25 protein-coding genes are annotated in these 18,176 nt (G+C 68.7%); all 25 read right to left on the bottom strand.

The features are described 5' to 3' along the window. Nucleotide 1 precedes the first annotated feature (1 nt). Nucleotides 2–541 carry a 50S ribosomal protein L6 gene (rplF, locus tag AB0F71_RS01290; protein ID WP_360226263.1) on the bottom strand — a complete coding sequence of 180 codons (540 nt, stop codon included), beginning with the start codon at nt 539–541 and terminating at the stop codon, nt 2–4. Nucleotides 542–563: 22 nt separating this feature from the next. Continuing rightward, the gene (rpsH, locus tag AB0F71_RS01285) at nt 564–971 is read right to left on the bottom strand and encodes a 30S ribosomal protein S8 (RefSeq protein ID WP_030232489.1); all 408 of its coding nucleotides are present in this window, start codon (nt 969–971) and stop codon (nt 564–566) included. A gap of 269 nt (nt 972–1,240) precedes the next feature. Then, complete coding sequence (locus AB0F71_RS01280; RefSeq protein WP_030055830.1) at nt 1,241–1,426, bottom strand: type Z 30S ribosomal protein S14; 186 nt, start codon at nt 1,424–1,426, stop codon at nt 1,241–1,243. A 4-nt stretch (nt 1,427–1,430) separates the two neighbouring features. Then, nucleotides 1,431–2,000 (bottom strand): 50S ribosomal protein L5, encoded by a 570-nt coding sequence (gene rplE, locus AB0F71_RS01275; protein ID WP_030280779.1) that lies wholly within the window; start codon nt 1,998–2,000, stop codon nt 1,431–1,433. After that, a complete protein-coding gene (gene rplX / locus AB0F71_RS01270) occupies nt 2,000–2,311 on the bottom strand; it encodes a 50S ribosomal protein L24 (protein ID WP_030263484.1) in 312 nt (103 codons plus the stop codon). Before rplX ends, rplE begins: the two co-directional genes overlap by 1 nt. Nucleotides 2,312–2,326: 15 nt before the next feature. After that, nucleotides 2,327–2,698, bottom strand: a complete 372-nt coding sequence (gene rplN, locus AB0F71_RS01265; RefSeq protein ID WP_030300391.1) for a 50S ribosomal protein L14 — start codon at nt 2,696–2,698, stop codon at nt 2,327–2,329. Nucleotides 2,699–2,800: 102 nt separating this feature from the next. Continuing rightward, a complete protein-coding gene (rpsQ, locus tag AB0F71_RS01260; RefSeq protein WP_153460991.1) occupies nt 2,801–3,073 on the bottom strand; it encodes a 30S ribosomal protein S17 in 273 nt (90 codons plus the stop codon). After that, complete coding sequence (rpmC, locus tag AB0F71_RS01255) at nt 3,073–3,297, bottom strand: 50S ribosomal protein L29 (RefSeq protein WP_030232478.1); 225 nt, start codon at nt 3,295–3,297, stop codon at nt 3,073–3,075. The genes rpsQ and rpmC overlap by 1 nt, the downstream gene beginning before the upstream one ends. Then, nucleotides 3,297–3,716 (bottom strand): 50S ribosomal protein L16, encoded by a 420-nt coding sequence (gene rplP / locus AB0F71_RS01250; RefSeq protein WP_030232476.1) that lies wholly within the window; start codon nt 3,714–3,716, stop codon nt 3,297–3,299. The genes rpmC and rplP overlap by 1 nt, the downstream gene beginning before the upstream one ends. A gap of 5 nt (nt 3,717–3,721) precedes the next feature. Beyond that, nucleotides 3,722–4,546 (bottom strand): 30S ribosomal protein S3, encoded by an 825-nt coding sequence (rpsC, locus tag AB0F71_RS01245; RefSeq protein ID WP_030280775.1) that lies wholly within the window; start codon nt 4,544–4,546, stop codon nt 3,722–3,724. Then, a complete protein-coding gene (rplV, locus tag AB0F71_RS01240) occupies nt 4,546–4,893 on the bottom strand; it encodes a 50S ribosomal protein L22 (RefSeq protein ID WP_030280773.1) in 348 nt (115 codons plus the stop codon). The genes rpsC and rplV overlap by 1 nt, the downstream gene beginning before the upstream one ends. An 82-nt stretch (nt 4,894–4,975) precedes the next feature. After that, nucleotides 4,976–5,257 (bottom strand): 30S ribosomal protein S19, encoded by a 282-nt coding sequence (rpsS, locus tag AB0F71_RS01235; RefSeq protein WP_030280772.1) that lies wholly within the window; start codon nt 5,255–5,257, stop codon nt 4,976–4,978. An 11-nt stretch (nt 5,258–5,268) separates the two neighbouring features. Further along, complete coding sequence (gene rplB / locus AB0F71_RS01230; RefSeq protein WP_207810337.1) at nt 5,269–6,105, bottom strand: 50S ribosomal protein L2; 837 nt, start codon at nt 6,103–6,105, stop codon at nt 5,269–5,271. Nucleotides 6,106–6,151: 46 nt separating this feature from the next. Continuing rightward, nucleotides 6,152–6,469, bottom strand: a complete 318-nt coding sequence (rplW, locus tag AB0F71_RS01225; RefSeq protein WP_030280768.1) for a 50S ribosomal protein L23 — start codon at nt 6,467–6,469, stop codon at nt 6,152–6,154. Then, the gene (gene rplD, locus AB0F71_RS01220; RefSeq protein WP_360226259.1) at nt 6,469–7,146 is read right to left on the bottom strand and encodes a 50S ribosomal protein L4; all 678 of its coding nucleotides are present in this window, start codon (nt 7,144–7,146) and stop codon (nt 6,469–6,471) included. Before rplD ends, rplW begins: the two co-directional genes overlap by 1 nt. 4 nt (nt 7,147–7,150) lie before the next feature. Continuing rightward, nucleotides 7,151–7,798: a 50S ribosomal protein L3 gene (gene rplC, locus AB0F71_RS01215; protein WP_207810335.1), complete on the bottom strand. Its 648-nt coding sequence runs from the start codon at nt 7,796–7,798 to the stop codon at nt 7,151–7,153. A gap of 14 nt (nt 7,799–7,812) precedes the next feature. After that, complete coding sequence (gene rpsJ, locus AB0F71_RS01210; RefSeq protein ID WP_012785157.1) at nt 7,813–8,121, bottom strand: 30S ribosomal protein S10; 309 nt, start codon at nt 8,119–8,121, stop codon at nt 7,813–7,815. A 393-nt stretch (nt 8,122–8,514) separates the two neighbouring features. After that, complete coding sequence (locus AB0F71_RS01205; protein ID WP_360226256.1) at nt 8,515–10,338, bottom strand: hypothetical protein; 1,824 nt, start codon at nt 10,336–10,338, stop codon at nt 8,515–8,517. A 278-nt stretch (nt 10,339–10,616) separates the two neighbouring features. Continuing rightward, entirely contained in the window at nt 10,617–11,510 is an 894-nt protein-coding gene (locus AB0F71_RS01200; RefSeq protein WP_360226253.1) for a glycosyltransferase, read from the bottom strand. A 187-nt stretch (nt 11,511–11,697) separates the two neighbouring features. Continuing rightward, entirely contained in the window at nt 11,698–12,075 is a 378-nt protein-coding gene (locus AB0F71_RS01195) for a DUF2304 domain-containing protein (RefSeq protein ID WP_360226250.1), read from the bottom strand. Next, the gene (locus tag AB0F71_RS01190) at nt 12,072–12,761 is read right to left on the bottom strand and encodes a glycosyltransferase family 2 protein (protein WP_360226247.1); all 690 of its coding nucleotides are present in this window, start codon (nt 12,759–12,761) and stop codon (nt 12,072–12,074) included. The genes AB0F71_RS01195 and AB0F71_RS01190 overlap by 4 nt, the downstream gene beginning before the upstream one ends. 83 nt (nt 12,762–12,844) lie before the next feature. After that, complete coding sequence (locus AB0F71_RS01185; RefSeq protein ID WP_360226244.1) at nt 12,845–14,167, bottom strand: hypothetical protein; 1,323 nt, start codon at nt 14,165–14,167, stop codon at nt 12,845–12,847. Between the two features lie 135 nt (nt 14,168–14,302). Beyond that, nucleotides 14,303–16,375 carry a hypothetical protein gene (locus tag AB0F71_RS01180; RefSeq protein WP_360226241.1) on the bottom strand — a complete coding sequence of 691 codons (2,073 nt, stop codon included), beginning with the start codon at nt 16,373–16,375 and terminating at the stop codon, nt 14,303–14,305. A gap of 222 nt (nt 16,376–16,597) precedes the next feature. Further along, nucleotides 16,598–17,044, bottom strand: a complete 447-nt coding sequence (locus tag AB0F71_RS01175; RefSeq protein ID WP_360226238.1) for a GtrA family protein — start codon at nt 17,042–17,044, stop codon at nt 16,598–16,600. Continuing rightward, nucleotides 17,041–18,072 carry a glycosyltransferase family 2 protein gene (locus AB0F71_RS01170; protein ID WP_360226235.1) on the bottom strand — a complete coding sequence of 344 codons (1,032 nt, stop codon included), beginning with the start codon at nt 18,070–18,072 and terminating at the stop codon, nt 17,041–17,043. The genes AB0F71_RS01175 and AB0F71_RS01170 overlap by 4 nt, the downstream gene beginning before the upstream one ends. Between the last annotated feature and the right edge of the window lie 104 nt (nt 18,073–18,176).

The following is an 18,176-nucleotide window of genomic DNA, read 5'->3' as shown; positions in this document are numbered from 1 at the left end:
CTTACTTACCACTCTTTCCGACCTTGCGGCGGATGACCTCGCCCGCGTACTTGACACCCTTGGCCTTGTACGGGTCCGGCTTGCGCAGCTTGCGGATGTTCGCGGCGATCTCGCCGACCTTCTGCTTGTCGATGCCGTCCACGTGGAACTTGGTGGCCGACTCGACGACGAAGGAGATGCCCTCCGGCGCGGTGATCAGGATCGGGTGGCTGTAGCCCAGCGCGAACTCCATGTCGGAGCCCTTCGCCGTGACTCGGTAGCCGACACCGCTGATCTCCAGCGACTTGCGGTAGCCCGCGGTCACGCCGGTGATCATGTTCGCCACCAGCGTGCGGGTCAGGCCGTGCAGGGCCTTCGAGCGACGCTCGTCGTTCGGGCGGGTGACGAGCACGGTGCCGTCCTCACCCTTGCCGATCTCGATCGGCTCAGCGACGACGTGGGTGAGGGAGCCCTTGGGGCCCTTCACCGAGACCGTCTGGCCATCGATGGTGACGTCCACGCCAGCGGGGACCTGGATGGGCAGCCGTCCAATGCGCGACATTGCTGTACCTCCGTTTCCCGAATTACCAGACGTAGGCGAGAACTTCTCCGCCTACGCCCTTCTTGGCGGCCTGCTTGTCGGTCAGGAGGCCGGAGGACGTGGAGATGATCGCCACGCCCAGGCCGCCGAGAACCTTCGGCAGGTTGGTGGACTTTGCGTAAACGCGCAGACCCGGCTTGCTGATGCGCTTGATGCCGGCGATGGAGCGCTCACGGTTGGGGCCGAACTTGAGCTCGATGGTCAGCTTCTTGCCGACCTCGCCCTCGACGGGCTCCTCAACCTTGTAGGAGGAGATGTACCCCTCCTGCTGCAGGATCTGGGCGACGTGCGCCTTGATCTTGCTGGCCGGCATCGCCACGGTGTCGTGGTACGCCGAGTTCGCGTTACGCAGACGCGTGAGCATGTCTGCGATGGGGTCGGTCATGGTCATGATGGCCTCAGGCCTCTCTCGCCGTGGTTTCTCCGCACCAGGTCCCCCCGCCGCACTCGGAACGAGTGCGTCAGGGGCACAAGCGCAGGGGACCTACGACGTAGTAAGACTGGGTGCGAGCCCTTCCAGAAAGGGCCACGGACATCCATGGGGAAGCCGCGGCAGGGGGCCCGACCCCACAACCTTACGGGAATCCGTACGGGAGCCCAAAACGGGCCGATGTGGGGTCGGGCACCTCTGCGTCGCTGGCGGTACCTGAAACTCCGGGGTTACCAGGAGCTCTTGGTCACGCCCGGCAGCTCGCCGCGGTGCGCCATCTCACGGAGGCAGACACGGCACAGGCCGAACTTGCGGTACACCGAGTGCGGACGGCCGCAGCGCTGGCACCGGGTGTAGGCCCGGACGCCGAACTTCGGCTTACGCTCGGACTTCGCGATGAGGGACTTCTTCGCCATTGGCTCACGCCTCCTTGAACGGGAAGCCCAGAGCGCGCAGGAGCGCCCGGCCCTCGTCGTCGGTCTGAGCGGTGGTCACGACGGTGATGTCCATACCGCGCTGACGGTCGACCTTGTCCTGGTCGATCTCGTGGAACATAACCTGCTCGGTCAGACCGAACGTGTAGTTGCCACGGCCGTCGAACTGCTTCGGGGAGAGACCACGGAAGTCACGGATTCGCGGCAGGGCCAGCGAAACCAGACGGTCCAGGAACTCCCACATGCGGTCACCACGGAGGGTGACGTGGGTGCCGATCGGCTGGCCCTCGCGCAGCTTGAACTGCGCGATGGACTTGCGAGCCTTGGTCACGGCCGGCTTCTGACCGGTGATCGCGGTCAGGTCGCGGATCGCGCCCTCGATCAGCTTGCTGTCACGGGCGGCCTCGCCGACACCCATGTTGACCACGACCTTGACCAGGCCGGGGATCAGCATGACGTTCTCGTACGAGAACTGCTCCTGCAGCTGGCCCTTGATCTCGGAGTTGTAACGCTCCTTGAGGCGGGGGGCCACCTTCTCAACAGTCGTCTCAGACATCAGATGTCCTCACCGGTCCGCTTGGCAACGCGGATCTTGTTGCCCTGGTCGTCGAAGCGGTAACCGACGCGGGTGACGACCTTCTTGCCGTCCTTCTCCACGACCAGCTGGACGTTGGAGACGTGCACCGGGGCCTCGACGGTCACGATGCCACCCTGGGTACCCGGACCCGGCTTGGTGTGCTTCTTGACCCGGTTGACACCCTCGACCAGGACCTTGTTCTCAGCCGGCATGGCCTGGATGACCTTGCCCTGCTTGCCCTTGTCCTTGCCGGTGATGACCTGGACCAGGTCACCCTTCTTGATCTTCATGCTGTTCGCCATGGGTTAGAGCACCTCCGGCGCCAGCGAGATGATCTTCATGAACTTCTTGTCGCGCAGCTCGCGGCCGACCGGGCCGAAGATACGGGTGCCACGGGGGTCACCATCGGTGTTCTTCAGCACGACAGCGGCGTTCTCGTCGAAGCGGATGTACGAGCCATCCGGACGGCGGCGCTCCTTGACGGTGCGGACGACGACGCACTTGACGACGTCACCCTTCTTCACCGAACCACCGGGGATCGCGTCCTTGACGGTCGCGACGATGACGTCCCCGATGCCGGCGTAGCGGCGACCGGAGCCACCGAGAACACGGATGCAAAGGATCTCCTTGGCACCAGTGTTGTCGGCAACACGCAGTCGCGACTCCTGCTGGATCACAGCTTTCTCCTGATCGTCAACGAGAGTCGACGGGCCGGCCGCTGCTCACACCGGCGTCCCAGCGGGACCCTGTGCACATACGGCCGTACCTCATCGGCTTCGTTACTTGGCCTTCTCGAGGATCTCGACGACGCGCCAGCGCTTGGACGCGGACAGCGGGCGGGTCTCCGCGAGGAGGACCCGGTCGCCGACACCGCAAGCGTTCTGCTCGTCGTGCGCCTTCAGCTTGTTCGTACGGCGGATGACCTTGCCGTACAGAGCGTGCTTGACGCGGTCCTCGACGGCGACGACGACGGTCTTGTCCATCTTGTCGCTGACGACGAGACCCTCACGGGTCTTGCGGAAACCGCGCGTCTCGTTGGTGTTCTCAGTCATCAGGCGTTCTCCACCGTCTCGATGCCCAGCTCGCGCTCGCGCATCAGGGTGTAGATCCGCGCGATGTCCTTACGGACGAGCTTGAGCCGTCCGTGGTTGTCGAGCTGCCCGGTCGCCGCCTGGAAGCGGAGGTTGAACAGCTCCTCCTTGGCCTCGCGCAGCTTGGCAACGAGACCCTCGTTGTCCAGCGAGCGAAGCTCAGCAGCCTTGGTAGCGGCCGACATCAGCTCTCACCGTCCTCGCGCCGGACGATCCGGCACTTCATCGGCAGCTTGTGCGCGGCGCGGGTGAGCGCCTCGCGAGCAACCTTCTCGTTCGGGTACGACAGCTCGAACATGACCCGACCCGGGTGCACGTTCGCGATCCACCACTCCGGCGAACCCTTACCGGAACCCATGCGGGTCTCGGCCGGCTTCTTGGTGAGCGGGCGGTCCGGGTAGATGTTGATCCAGACCTTGCCGCCACGACGGATGTGACGGGTGATCGCGATACGAGCGGACTCGATCTGACGGTTCGTCACGTAGGCCGGGGTCACGGCCTGGATGCCGAACTGGCCGAACGCCAGCTCGGTGCCACCCTTGGCAGCGCCGCGACGCTTGGGGTGGTGCTGCTTGCGGTGCTTGACCCGACGGGGGATCAGCATTGGGGTCAGGCCTCCGTTCCGGTGTTCTCAGCAGCCGGAGCCTCGACGGCCGCGGCCGCGGGGGCCTCGGCAGCGGCGGGACGACGGCCACGGCCACCGCGCTCGCCACCACGGCGCTCGCCACCGCGGGCGGGACGACCACCCTCGGGACGGGCCGGGCGGTTGCCCGAGCGGGCAGCGGCGTTCTCAGCGCGGACCTCGGCGATGTTCTTGACGTCGCCCTTGTAGATCCAGACCTTCACGCCGATGCGGCCGAAGGTGGTCTTGGCCTCGAAGAAGCCGTAGTCGACGTTCGCACGCAGGGTGTGCAGCGGCACGCGACCCTCGCGGTAGAACTCCGAACGGCTCATCTCGGCGCCGCCGAGACGACCGGAGCACTGGACCTTGATGCCCTTGGCGCCGGACTTCATGGTGCCCTGCATCGACTTGCGCATGGCACGACGGAAGGAGACGCGGGAGGACAGCTGCTCCGCGACGCCCTGAGCCACGAGCTGGGCGTCCAGCTCGGGGTTCTTGACCTCGAGGATGTTCAGCTGGACCTGCTTGCCGGTCAGCTTCTCGAGGTCGCCGCGGATGCGGTCGGCCTCGGTGCCACGGCGACCGATGACGATGCCGGGGCGGGCGGTGTGGATGTCGACGCGGACGCGGTCGCGGGTGCGCTCGATCTCAACCTTCGAGATGCCGGCGCGCTCCATGCCCTTCGTCATCATGCGACGAATGGCGACGTCTTCCTTGACGTAGTCCTTGTACAGCTTGTCGGCGTACCAGCGGGACTTGAAGTCCGTGCTGATGCCGAGGCGGAACCCGTGCGGGTTAACCTTCTGGCCCATTACCGGGTCCCTTCCTTGCTGCTGACGACCACGGTGATGTGGCTGGTCCGCTTGCGGATCCGGTAGGCGCGGCCCTGGGCACGCGGACGGAACCGCTTCAGGGTCGGGCCCTCGTCAACGTACGCCTCGGAGATGTAGAGGTCGTCCACGTTGGAGTGGTTGTAGTTGTGCGCGGCGTTGGCAATGGCGCTGTCGAGCACCTTGCCGACCGGCACGGTGGCTGCCTGCGGAGCGAAACGCAGGACGGCCTGGGCCTCCGTGGCATTCATGCCACGGATGAGGTCCACCACGCGGCGGGCCTTCATGGGCGTCACGCGGATGTACCGCGCCTGTGCCCTGGCTTCCATGGTTGTCCCCTTAATGGAGTAAGTCATTGAGTCTTTTTGGCGCGCAAGCTCAGCCCGTGGCCGGAGGCCACTGATGGGCTCTCTAGCGACGCTTCGACTTCCGGTCTTCCTTCACGTGGCCACGGAAGGTGCGGGTCGGAGCGAACTCGCCGAGCTTGTGGCCGACCATCGACTCGGTGACGAACACCGGGACGTGCTTACGGCCATCGTGAACCGCGATCGTGTGGCCGAGCATGCTCGGGGAGATCACGGAACGACGGGACCAGGTCTTGATGACGTTCTGAGTACCCGCCTCGTTCTGAGCGTCCACCTTCTTGATGAGGTGGCCGTCGATGAAGGGGCCCTTCTTAAGACTGCGCGGCATCTGACCTGCTCCTAGCGCTTCTTGTTGGTCTTGCGGCGGCGCACGATGAGCTTGTCCGACGCCTTGTTCGGGCGACGGGTGCGGCCCTCGGGCTTACCCCACGGCGAGACCGGGTGGCGACCACCGGAGGTCTTACCCTCACCACCACCGTGCGGGTGGTCGATCGGGTTCATGGCCACACCACGCACGGTCGGGCGGACGCCCTTCCAGCGCATACGGCCGGCCTTGCCCCAGTTGATGTTCGACTGCTCGGCGTTGCCGACCTCGCCGACGGTGGCGCGGCAGCGCGCGTCCACCAGGCGGATCTCACCGGAGGGCATGCGCAGGTGCGCCATCTTGCCCTCACGCGCCAGCAGCTGGATGCCGGAACCGGCGGAGCGGGCCAGCTTGGCACCGCCACCGGGACGCAGCTCCACCGCGTGGATGGTGGTACCGACCGGGATGTTGCGCAGCGGCAGGTTGTTGCCCGGCTTGATGTCGGCGCCAGCGCCGTTCTCGATCCGGTCGCCCTGCGTGATGCCGCGCGGCGCGATGATGTAGCGCTTCTCGCCGTCCGCGTAGTGCAGGAGCGCGATGCGCGCGGTGCGGTTCGGGTCGTACTCGATGTGCGCGACCTTGGCCGGCACGCCGTCCTTGTCGTGACGACGGAAGTCGATCACGCGGTAGGCGCGCTTGTGACCGCCACCCTGGTGGCGAGCGGTGACACGACCGGCGTTGTTGCGGCCGCCCTTGCTGTGCAGCGGGCGAACCAGCGACTTCTCCGGGGTGGACCGCGTGATTTCTACGAAGTCGGCCACGCTGGAGCCACGACGGCCCGGCGTAGTCGGCTTGTACTTGCGGATGCCCATTTGGCTCTCTCGTCCTCGTCCTAATCGACGATCACGATCTCCTGTTTCAGGAGACCGGACCACCGAAGATGTCGATGCGGTTGCCCTCGGCCAGCGTCACGATGGCGCGCTTGGTGTCCTTGCGCTTGCCAAAGCCCGTCTTGGAGCGCTTGCGCTTGCCCTGACGGTTGATCGTGTTGACAGCCTCGACCTTGACCGAGAAGACCGCCTCGACGGCCTGCTTGATCTGGGTCTTGTTGGCGCCCGGCGACACGATGAACGTGTACTTGTTCTCGTCGAGGAGCGAGTAGCTCTTCTCCGAGATGACCGGCTTCACCAGGACGTCACGGGGGTCCGTGAACGTCTTGCTCGTAACGTCGCTCATCAGGCGGCGCTCCCTTCGAGCTCGCCCTCAGCGGCAACGGCCTTGGCGGACGCGGCCGGACCGGCCACGAAACGCTCGAAGGCGGCCTGGGTGAAGACCACATCGTCGGAGACGAGCACGTCGTAGGTGTTCAGCTGACCGGCGTCCAGGATGTGCACGTTCGGCAGGTTGCGAGCGGACTTGAGGCCCAGCTCGTCCGAGCGCTCGACGACCAGGAGGACGTTCTTGCGGTCGGTGATCTTGCCGAACAGGCCCTTGGCGGCCTTGGTCGACGGCGCCTCGGTCGCGGTCACGTCGGTGATGACGTGGATGCGGTTGTGGCGGGCCCGGTCGGTGAGCGCACCGCGCAGGGCGGCGGCGATCATCTTCTTCGGGGTCCGCTGCGAGTAGTCGCGCGGCACGGGACCGTGCACGACGCCACCGCCGGCGAACTGCGGCGCACGGGTCGAGCCCTGACGGGCGCGGCCGGTGCCCTTCTGGCGGTACGGCTTCTTGCCGCCACCGCGGACCTCGCCACGAGTCTTGGTCTTGTGGGTGCCCTGACGGGCCGCAGCGAGCTGCGCCACGACGACCTGGTGCATCAGCGGAACGCTGACCTTCGCGTCGAAGATCTCGGCCGGAAGCTCGAGGCTGCCGGTCTTGTCGCCAGCCGGCGACAGGATGTCAATGGTGCTCATTTCCTCACAGCCCCTTCGCCGCGGTGCGGACGAGGACGAGGCCGCCGTTCGGGCCCGGGACGGCGCCCTTGATGAGCAGCAGACCCTTCTCCGCGTCGACCGCGTGCACGGTCAGGTTCTGGGTGGTCACACGCTCGTGGCCCATCCGACCAGCCATGCGCAGGCCCTTGAACACACGGCCCGGGGTGGCGCAGCCACCGATGGAACCGGGCGAACGGTGCTTGCGCTGGGTGCCGTGACCGGCGCCGAGACCCTTGAAGTTGTGACGCTTCATGACACCGGCGAAGCCCTTGCCCTTGGAGGTGCCGGTCACGTCGACCTTGACACCCGCCTCGAACAGCTCCGCGGTGATCTCCTGGCCCAGGGTGTACTCGGACGCGTCCGAGGTACGGATCTCGACCAGGTGGCGGCGCGGGGTGACACCGGCCTTGGCGAAGTGGCCCGCGAGGGGCTTGTTCACCTTGCGGGGGTCGATCTCGCCGAAGCCGAGCTGCACGGCGCTGTAGCCGGCCGGGCTGTCGGCGGTGTGGACCTGGGTCACGACATTGGGCCCAGCCTTGACGACGGTCACCGGGACGACCCGGTTGTTCTCGTCCCAGACCTGGGTCATGCCGAGCTTCTCGCCCAGGATGCCCTTAATCTGCTTAGCCATCTTCGGTGCGCCTCTCAGAGCTTGATCTCGATGTCGACGCCAGCCGGCAGGTCGAGACGCATGAGCGAGTCAACCGTCTTCGGCGTGGGGTCGAGGATGTCGATCAGACGCTTGTGAGTACGCATCTCGAAGTGCTCGCGCGAGTCCTTGTACTTGTGCGGCGAGCGGATGACGCAGTACACGTTCTTCTCAGTGGGCAGCGGCACCGGGCCTGCGACCTGCGCACCAGTACGGATCACCGTCTCGACGATCTTCTTCGCCGAGGAGTCGATGACCTCGTGGTCGTAGGCCTTGAGCCGGATGCGGATCTTCTGTCCCGCCATGGCTACTCAGTAGTCCTTTGTCCTTAGTCACTGCACGACCCTCCTCCGACCCCCGCGCTCGGGCGTGTCGCTCTCGCGCTTGTAAAAAACCGGCGAAGTACTTCGTCGGTTTCAAACTTTCGGGGTGAGGGGTAGCCGGGTCGAGGCCCCGCACACGCTTCCCGGAAGATTCCCGTACTTTCGCCCCGCAGCTGCCGTGGCGTAGAACTCACGCTTGACGGCCATCACGGGAACGACGAGTACATGGGACTCGCTTCCGGTCCTCCCGGCGGGAGGCGCGCAGCATCGGCACTCAACCGAGCAACTTGGACATACTGCCACATGGAGCAGCCCGGATGCCAATCGGGGCCGGTGAGGCGTACCTCACCGGCCCCGATGGGGTGGAACCGCAGCTCAGCCCTTGCGCCAGAGCACCCAGCCGCGGTCGATGTTGTACTTCGCGACGTGCCAGCCCGGGAGCGGCTTCTGCCAGCTGGACTCCGGCTTGGTGCCCGGGTCCTTGGAGACCGTCAGCAGAATCGCGTTGGCCGACTCCGGCGGGGTGTTGCCGTTCTTCACGTTGCTGGTCCAGACCCGGCCCCAGTAGACCTCGAAGGCCAGCGACATCCGGCTGCCCCACTCGAGGTCCCAGTCCAGCACCACGTTGTCGCCCTTGCCCAGGCCGGCCTCCTTGGCCAGGCCGACGGCCTCGTACTTGCGGAACTTGGAGTGCGACTCGGCGATGTTGTTGGTGACGGTGACCGTCGCGTAGGCGGCGAAGACCGCCAGGCAGGCCACCACGGCCGCGACGATCCGGCGACCGCCGGCCACCCGCAGCAGCAGGCAGGCCGCGAGCACGGCGAGCGCACCGAAGGTCGTACGGCCCATGTGCAGGCCGTCGTAGGTCGAGGCGAGGAACTGGGCGTCCGGCACCGTCCACGGGATGATCCAGACGCCGAGCTTGCGGCCGGCGTACTCGGTGACGGCGAACCCGGTGATCCCGACGACCACCGTGCCGAGCGCGGCCAGCTGCAGCAGCCGGCGCTTCCCGGCCCGGAACAGCACGGCCAGGCCGACCACCATGAACACCGGCACCAGCACGGCGCAGTACCGGGCGTACACCCAGTTGTCGACGCGCTCGTTGTCCGCCAGGCCCGCGGCGGAGGCCAGCGCGGTGCCGCACAGCAGGGCGACCATGCAGAAGGACGCCACCCGCTCGGCCACCGGGGACCGGCGGTGGAACACCGCCACCAGGCACAGCACGAAGGCGACCGCGCCGAGGCCGTAGGACGACGTGAAGAAGTACCAGAGCTCGCCGAGGGTGCGGACGATGATCGTGCCGGTGTACTTGCGGTCCTCGAGGTTCTCGAAGACCTTGTTGCCGACGCCCGCCCCCGGCACGTCCTTGAACTGGGCCGTGACGAAGCCGTCCAGCAGCTTGGCGCCCAGGTAGGCCACCGCGAGCGCGCCGAGCCCGGCCAGCGAGGTGAGCCGCGGCGCCCAGCCGAGGGCGAGCACCACCAGCAGGGCCAGCGCGGTCAGCGCCACGACCACGCCGCCGCGGTCGTGGGTGGCCATCGAGTAGCCGGCGGCCAGGCTCATCGCGGCCGCGTACAGCGCGCGGCGGCGGGCCGATCCGGGCGAGAGCCAGCCGTGCATCGAGATCAGCCAGATCAGCAGGAGCACCGGGAGGACGGTGTCCGTCATCACGAACTGGGAGTAGAAGATCACCGGCGGCACCAGCGCGACGGCGGAGCCGGCCAGGAAGGCCTGCGGCCGGGACAGCCCGAGGCGGCGGGCCGCCGCGAAGGCCAGCGGGAAGACCAGCGCGTTGAGCACCGCGTTGATCACCATGATCAGGTGGTACGCGGTGTTCGGGTTGTCGGCTATCCGCAGGGCCGGCGAGATCAGCAGCGAGTAGCCGCCGGGGATGATCACGCCGGTGGGCATCTCGGAGGCGGGCTTGCCGGCCAGCACCCGCGCGATCGCGAGGTAGCCGTCCTCGTCCGCGTGCACCGACGGGTAGTAGTTGTGGATCGAGAGCGACAGCCGGAACGCCGTCTGCGCGAGGTAGCCGACCAGTACGGCCACCGGCCAGAACCAGCGGTGGGCCGCGAGGGCCCGGAGCCGCACGAGCGCGGCCGGCGGAGCCGCCGGCCCGGCGGTCCCGTTCCCGTCACCGCCCTCCTTCAATGTCCGCCCGTCGGTCGCATGGGCAGAATCGATCAGCGGCTGCACCGGGACACTTCCCTCGTTGTTGGAACCAGCACTTGTCATGTCTTTTTCACAGGTGCCCGCGAGTCGCCCACACGCACCCCCAGTCGTTGGATCGCACGGGAAGTCTGCCACGCGGCCCGGTGTGGAGTCATCGTGATCATCCGATGGACCAGGCGCGTACGAGTCGCCGTCGCCCGGCCGACCCGCATCCGCGGAACGGCCGCCGGCCCGCTGCCCTACCCTCCGGACAACGCGGAACCGACGGCCCGACGTTCAGCCCCGCTCCGTCGCGGAACGGGTCAACTGCTGCGGACGGCCCGGCCGACCATGGCGCCGGCGTGGGCGAAGTCACCCGCGCCGAGGCGCCCGGCGGCGACCATCAGGGCGTGCAGCCGGGAGGAGAGGTGCAGGTCGGCCGAGCGGGCCGCGGCGTTCCAGCCCTTGGCGCGCAGCTCCTTGGCGATCAGCCCGTAGTACTGCAGCTCCTCGTCGAAGCGCTTGCCGTCCTTGACCCGGTTCGAGGAGTCGCTGGCCTGGTGGCGGCGGTAGCGGAACACCTCGCGCTCGTCGACCAGCAGGTTGCCGCCCTCCATCAGCATGTCGACCATGAACGCCAGGTCGTGCACGGCGTCGATGTCCGGGCGGTACGGGATCTTCGACAGCGCGGACTGCCGGTACAGCAGCGACGGGGTGTACAGCCAGTTCCCGGACAGCAGGCTCTTCACCGCGTCCTCGCCGCTGATCAGGCCGGCCTTGCGGGCCGGGGCGGCGATCCGGCGCTTGACCTTGTCGCCGATGCCGAGCGCCGGCACCAGGTTCCCGTCGCTGTCCATCACCTTGACGCCCGGCTGGACCGCGATCGCCTTCGGGTCGGCCTTCATCCGCTCCAGGACGACGTCCAGGTAGTTCGGCTCCAGCAGGTCGTCGGCGCCCATCATCGAGACGAACTCGCGCTCGGCCAGGGTCGACGCCTTGTAGGTGTTGCCGTTGGGGCCCAGCCGCTCCTCGTTGCGGACGTAGCGGATCCGCTCGTCGTTCAGGCCCTCGATGTACTCCAGCGCCCGGTTGCCCGGGTACTGGTCGTCCACCACGGTCAGCCGCCAGTCCTGCTGGTGCTGCGCCCTGATGCTGTCGATGGTGGCGAACAGGTACTCCGGGTCTCCGTAGTACGGGATGACGAAATCGACGCTCATGGCGGCGCCGCACCTCCTGGTCCTGGATCACGCTTCGGTGCCGCCCGGCCGCGGCCGCCGGGCGGGTCAAGTCAACCAGCTTTTTCGAACGACCGCGTCGGCCGGGGTCGGCAGCGGCGGAGGGCCGGCCCCCAACGGGGCCGGCCCTCCGCCACTGGTGTTCGTCGCGCCGTCCGAACGCCCGGGATCAGCGCTCGGAGCCGACCGGGGCGTTGAGCCGGTCGTTGTTGTGCCGGACGCCCTCGGTGATGGCCACGGTCCGGGCCAGGTCGGTGATCTTCTTCTCCAGCGAGCGGAAGCGCAGGTAGGTGTTGAGGGTCAGGAAGCCCATGGCGATGACCATCAGGTAGAGCACCAGGTCGGTGCCGCGGCCGACGCCCAGCGCGGTGGCCAGCTTGGTCACGCCGGTCGGCCACAGGATCGCGACCACGTTGACGATCACGAAGAGCGTGAAGGCGATGCGCTTCCACGCCCGGGTGTTCGCCTTGTCCCAACGCCAGACGAAGACGAGCGCCATGGCCACCGCGGCCACGACCAGGATGAGCTGGATCCAGAGGTGGTTCATCGGCCGTTACGCTCCCGCAGCGAGATGTCAAAGAGGATGTTCACGCCGTTGATCAGGGACTGGCCCTTGGCGCGCGAGTAGTCGGTGTACAGGATGTCCACCGGAACCTCGGCGACCCGCAGGTCCGAGCCGGCGAGGAAGGAGACGATCTCCGACGCGTGCGCCATGCCGTTCATGGTGATCTTGATCCGGCTGGCGGCCTCGCGGTTCATCACCCGCAGCCCGTTGTGGGCGTCCGTGAGCTTGAGCTTGCGGGCGGTCGGGCTGACCGCGGCGGCGGTGCGGAGCACCACCCGCTTGATCCACGGCACCTGGCCGGTCTGCTCGATGAAGCGGGAGCCGAGGACGATGTCGGCCTCGCCCTCGCGCAGCAGCGCCACCATCTTCTCGACGTCGCCGGTCTGGTGCTGGCCGTCCGCGTCGAAGGTCGCGAAGTACTCGGCGCCCTCCTGGGCGAGCGCGTACTTGAGACCGGTCTGGAGCGCGGCGCCCTGCCCCAGGTTGACCGGGTGCCGCACCAGGTGGGCGCCGGTCGTCATGACGTGCTCGGCCGTGTCGTCGGTGCAGCCGTCGTCGATCACCACGATGTTCGGGAAGGTCTTGCGTGCCCCCTCCACGACGTCGGCGATCACCTGGCCTTCGTTGTAGGCCGGGATCACCAGCCAGACGTTGTCATACTCGGACACAGGTGCTCCATGCTTGGCGAACGGCACGGCGGCCCGTGCCTCGGGTCTGTCTATCGGTGCTGGTCATGGTGTCTGGGCCCACCTCAGGAGGTCCGCAGCGGCTCTGCCGCGGACCGGTCTGCCGACACGGCGGCGGGGCGGGAGGGGAAGGCGCGGTACAGCGACCACAACATCAGAACGGCACTGACCAGTGAGCCCGCCAGGTACGCGAGCTCCGCCCGGAGACCCACGTCGCCCGGTGCGAGCGCGACAGCCACCAATGCTACGGAACCGGCGGTCCAGCCCACCAGCTGACGACGGTGCTGGGCGCTCGACATCAGCGCCTGGCCGAAGACCGTCGCGAGCACGTAGCAGAGCGTTCCGAACACCAGCCAGACGAAGTCCAGCGGGCCGAGCACGTCCTTGGCGTTGAACAGCAGCGGGTTGAGCTTCGAGCCGAGCACGATCACCGGCAGGCCACCGCCGATGCACATCGCGGCGACGATCGCGGTGGTGCGGGTCAGCACCTTGCGGAACTCGGCGTGGTCGCCGGCCGCGGCGGCGCCGGAGAGCGCGGACACCATCGAGGCCTGCAGGGCGCTGTAGGCGAACAGCGGCGCCCGGGCCATCACCACGGCCTGGCCGATCGCGAAGACCAGTGCGTCGGAGGCCTCGGAGTGCTTCGGCGAGAGCAGGCGCACGCAGACCACGGTCGCGTTGACCACCAGCTGGCTGAGCATCACCGAGGCGATCAGCAGGCCGAGGCCGCTGGTCAGCTGCTTCCAGGGCACCTCCGGGCCGGGGGTGCGGTCCGCGAGGGTGCCCCGCAGGCCGATCAGCGAGGCGGCCAGCGGGGAGACGAAGAGGATGAGGCCGAAGGCCAGCGCCGAGTGCAGGCCGACCGCCGCGGCCACGGCGGCCAGGCCGATCCGCAGCCCGCCGTCGACCGCCAGCTGGGTGCCGTACGGGCCGAACAGCCCGAGGCCGGCCAGGGCACCGCGGGCCACCGAGCTCACCGCGAGACCGGCCAGGCCGCCGGCCAGGGCGACCACCAGTGCCCTGTCGCCGCTGAACAGCAGGTCGGCGACCGGGCCGGCGGCCGCGGCCAGCAGCGCGCACACCGCGGCCAGCAGCGCCATCGCGAGGAGCAGCATCCGGCGCACCGCGGGCAACGCCCCGTGCCCGGCCACCTTGCGGGCGGCCACCAGCCGGGTCAGTTCGAGTTCGACCGGTTGGAAGAGTCCCCAGCCCACGGACATCACGATGGTCCAGAGCATGGTGACATTGGCCTTGCCCACGGCGCTCAGGCTGTAGCCCACGAGCGCCATGTAGACGTACGCCGACGCTCCCAGCACGACCGTGCCACCGACCACGAGCCGCGCCCCCGGGGGAAGCGCCCCAAGCAGCTTGGCGATCGGGTTCTTCATCACATGACCACCGAATTCACCGGCCGGCCGTGCCGCACACCTCCGCACGAGGCCGGCCAAGCCGTGCGATTGCTGTGAATAGTAGCGGGTGGCCGTGACTGCTCGGTGCGCACGGGCGTTCCCTCGGGCGTCATCTCAGACGGTCCCGGGGAATGTACGCCCCCACGGCTGGGTCCAGAGGATCCCCTGATCGCTCACGACGTCGACCGTCACGCCGTTCTTGGCGAGGTCCCGCTTGATCCGCTCCCCGACCGACCGGTCGGCGGTCAGGATGGTCGGCGTCAGGTGCGGGGCGGGGAGCTTCTCGATGGCGCCCTTCAACCGGCCGAGGGAGCGCTGGTAGTCCTCCTCCTTCACCTGCGGACCGCCGATGCCCACCCAGTGGATGTCGTACAGCGCCTTCATGTCACCGCCGCGCCGGTTCATCAGCGAGGCGAGCCAGGTGGCCTTGAGGTTCTTGACGTCGTCGTTGGAGACCAGCGCGATCACCGGCTTGTCGCCGCGCAGGACCCTCAGCCCGTCCATGCCCTTGGGGCCCATGTCGGTCTCGGCCTCGCCGCGGCTCCAGACCACCAGCGGGTTGTTGGACCACGCGGACGGGGCCTCCTTGGTGGCCAGGAAGCCCCACTGCACGTTGGCGAAGAGGCTCAGCGCGGCGGCGACGGTCAGCCCGGAGAGCGCCAGCTCGCCCAGGCGCCGGCTCAGCGCGTTGCCGGTGCCCCGGTGCGGCGTCTGGAGGACCGCCCCGACCGCGCCGATCGACAGCAGGGCGACCACGACGCCCACGGCCGTCATCTTGTGGAAGTAGTACGAGTACTTGTCGATGGTCTGCAGCTGGTAGACCGCGAAGGCACTGAGCAGGCCGCCCGTGCCGAGCAGTACCGCCAGGTGCGCCTGGCCGGTGGCGGTCCGGCGGTTGCGCGGCATGGCCGCCGCCAGCAGCCCGAGCAGCCCGCCGCCGATGAGGATCGAGCGGTCGGCGCTGACGCTCGGGCCGCTCATGTTCGAGGCGCTGGCGACGTCCAGGTCGCCCATCACCGAGAGGACGCTCGGCAGCGCGGCCACGCCCAGCGCGCACGCCAGCGCGCCGAGGACCCACCACCAGCGCCCGGCGAACCTGCGCCGGTGCACCACCAGCGCGCCCAGCAGCGGCACGGCGACGAACGCGCCGTAGATGTTGTACGTGTAGGTGACGGAGATCAGCCCGGCGGAGGCGACCAGCACGAACTCGGTGCGGCCCATCGCCGGCCGGATCAGCACCGCGAGCGCGAGCGCGATCAGCAGCAGGCCGATGAAGGTCGAGTCGAAGCCGTGGACCAGCAGGTCCAGGTAGTTGGTGGCGAACATGATCGCGCCGACGGTCGCGCAGACCGCCGCCGCCCGCCAGCCGCGCAGCCGCGGCCCGCCGATCCAGCGGGCCGCCCAGACCAGCGCGGTGCAGAACAGCGCGTACGCCACCAGCAGGTACAGGAAGTACCGGTTCATGGTGTGAACCATGTCGCCGGGGTCGGCGGCGGAGTGGACCAGCCCGTCGATCCAGGCCAGCAGGAAGTGCGAGCCCTGCGGGTAGGTCACCTCGGACGGCGGGATCAGGTAGGACCTGGCGGCTTCCTGGTGGAGGAAGGCGAAGCCCCCGACGCCCTGGATGCTGGAGAAGAAGGAGAAGTGCGAGAGCCGGTCCTCCGCCGTGGCGAAGAAGGCGACCCGCTCCGCGGCCGACGCGCCGGCGACCGGGTGGAACAGGTAGTGCCACATCCCGGCGAAGGTGCCCACCACCAGCAGGTCCGACCAGCGGAAGCGCAGCGGCAGCCGGGGGGCGCGCCTGGCGGCCCAGGCGGCCGTGGTCAGCACGCTGAACAGCACACCGGTGGTGGCCGTCGGCGACAGGCCCCAGGGCCAGAGCGAGAAGACCAGGCCGAAGGTCAGCACCGAGCCGGCCAGGATCAGCCCGGCGACGAACAGCCGGTCGAGCAGCACACCGCCGACCCTGATCACGGCGGCGACCGCGAGCAGCAGCAGCGGCAGCAGCACGACGCCCAGGTGCAGCGCGACCAGGCCGGCCGGCACCAGCCAGGACAGGGCGAGCCCGCCTGCCAGGACGAGCGGGTTGCGCCGCGGCCGTCTGCCGTCGGCGGGCGAGGACGGCGGTCCCGGCGGCACGGTTCTGTGCCCGGTCTCGCTGTCGGGTGAGCTCTGTATGGTCGACACGGTGCCGTGCCCTTCCGGTCATGTCCCTGCCGCCCGTCTCCCCCCTACCGGGTCCGGACTTCCGCCACCGTCTGCGGGCAGGCTGCAGTCGCCCAGCATAGCGAGGGCCGCATTGGTCCAGACCTCCCAGGGGCCCTGTGGGGCGCCTGCGAACCAGCGGGCGCGCACACGGCCCGTCGGCCCGGGACCGCCGGAGGATCGGGGGCGGAGCGAGTCCGCTGGTCAGACCCCGGGGCGGTCCGACTGCCCGCCGCGGAAGACCCAGACCTTCAACAGGACGAACCGGGCGACCGTGGCCAGCCCGTTGGCGACGACCAGCCCGCCGACCTCCACCGGCCGGGAGGCGTCCGGCACCACCCGGTCGAGCAGGGCGAGCACCCCGGAGCTGAGGCCGAGCCCGATCAGGAAGGCGACGGCGCCCTGCAGCTGGTGGCGGACCATCCCCCGCGAGCCGACCACCCCGAAGGTGAAGCGCCGGTTGGCCGCGGTGTTGGCCACCGCGCTGACCGCCAGGGCGATCAGGTTGGCCGCCTGCGGGTCGGTGAACGACCGCGCGAGGACGAACAGCCCCAGGTAGAAGACGGTGCTGAGGACGCCGATGACCAGGAAGGACGGCAGCTGGCGGCGGGCCCCGGGGGTGGGCCCGGCGGGCTCCTCGGTCGGCGTCACCGGCCCCGGCCCCGCTCGTCGCCCGAGCCGCGCGCCTCGCGTGAGTCGCGTGCCTCGCGTGCCTCGCGTGCCTCGCGTGCCTCGCGCTCGGCGTCCTCGGCCGAGTCGTAGCCGATGAAGTAGGTCGGGCGGTTCTGCACCGCCGAGTAGATCCGGCCCACGTACTCCCCCAGCAGCCCGACGCAGATCAGCTGCACCCCGCCGAGGAAGAGCATCCCGATGAACAGCGAGGACCAGCCGGGCACCGTCGAGCCGAGCGCGTACGCGACGGTGGCGTGGATCCCCAGTGCGATGCAGACCACGAAGCTGACCAGGCCGAGGTAGGTGGCCAGTCGCAGTGGGGCGGCGGAGAAGTTGGTGATGCTGTCCAGCGCGAGCCGCACCATCTTGGACAGCGGGTAGTGGGTGCCGCCGGCCACCCGCTCCTCGCGGACGTAGACGACCTCGCCGCTGGGGAAGCCGAGCCACGGCACCAGCAGCCGGTAGACCGGCTGGTGCTCGGGCAGGTGCTTGAGGGCGTCCACGGCGGCCCGGCTGAGCAGCCGGAAGTCGCCGGCCTGGTTGGGCATCCGCTTGCCGACCAGCCGGCGCATCAGCCAGTAGTACGCGCCCGCGCTGCGGCGCTTGAAGGCGGTGTCGGTGCCGCGGTCCCCGCGCACGCCGTAGACCACGTCGAGGCCCTGCTCGCGGGCCAGCTCGAGCATCTCCGGGATCTTCTCCGGCGGGTCCTGGAGGTCCGCGTCGATGCTGACCACGTAGTCGCCGAGCGCCCGGTGGATGCCCGCGGTGAGCGCGGCCTGGTGCCCGGAGTTACGGGCGAAGCGGACGATGCGGAACTCCGGCCAGTCCTGCCGGATCTTCTGCATCAGCACGGGGGTGGCGTCCCGGCTGCCGTCGTCCACGCCGACGACCTCGTAGTCGACCCCCAGCCCGTCCAGGATCGGACGCAGTCGCTCGACGGTGAGCGGGAGCGCCTCCTGCTCGTTGTAGATCGGCATCACGACCGACAACAGCGGTGCCGTAGACATGCGTTGGATCCCACTTTCCGCGACGGCGGGGCTGGATGGTGAGCCGACCATAACAGTCGGCCATGAGCTGCCCGTGAGAGGAAGTGCGCCCAGGTGAGCGCCGG

Source organism: Kitasatospora sp. NPDC028055 (assembly GCF_040637885.1).
In the GTDB taxonomy this organism is placed as follows: domain Bacteria; phylum Actinomycetota; class Actinomycetes; order Streptomycetales; family Streptomycetaceae; genus Kitasatospora.
This window is presented reverse-complemented; position numbering and strand designations above follow the sequence as displayed.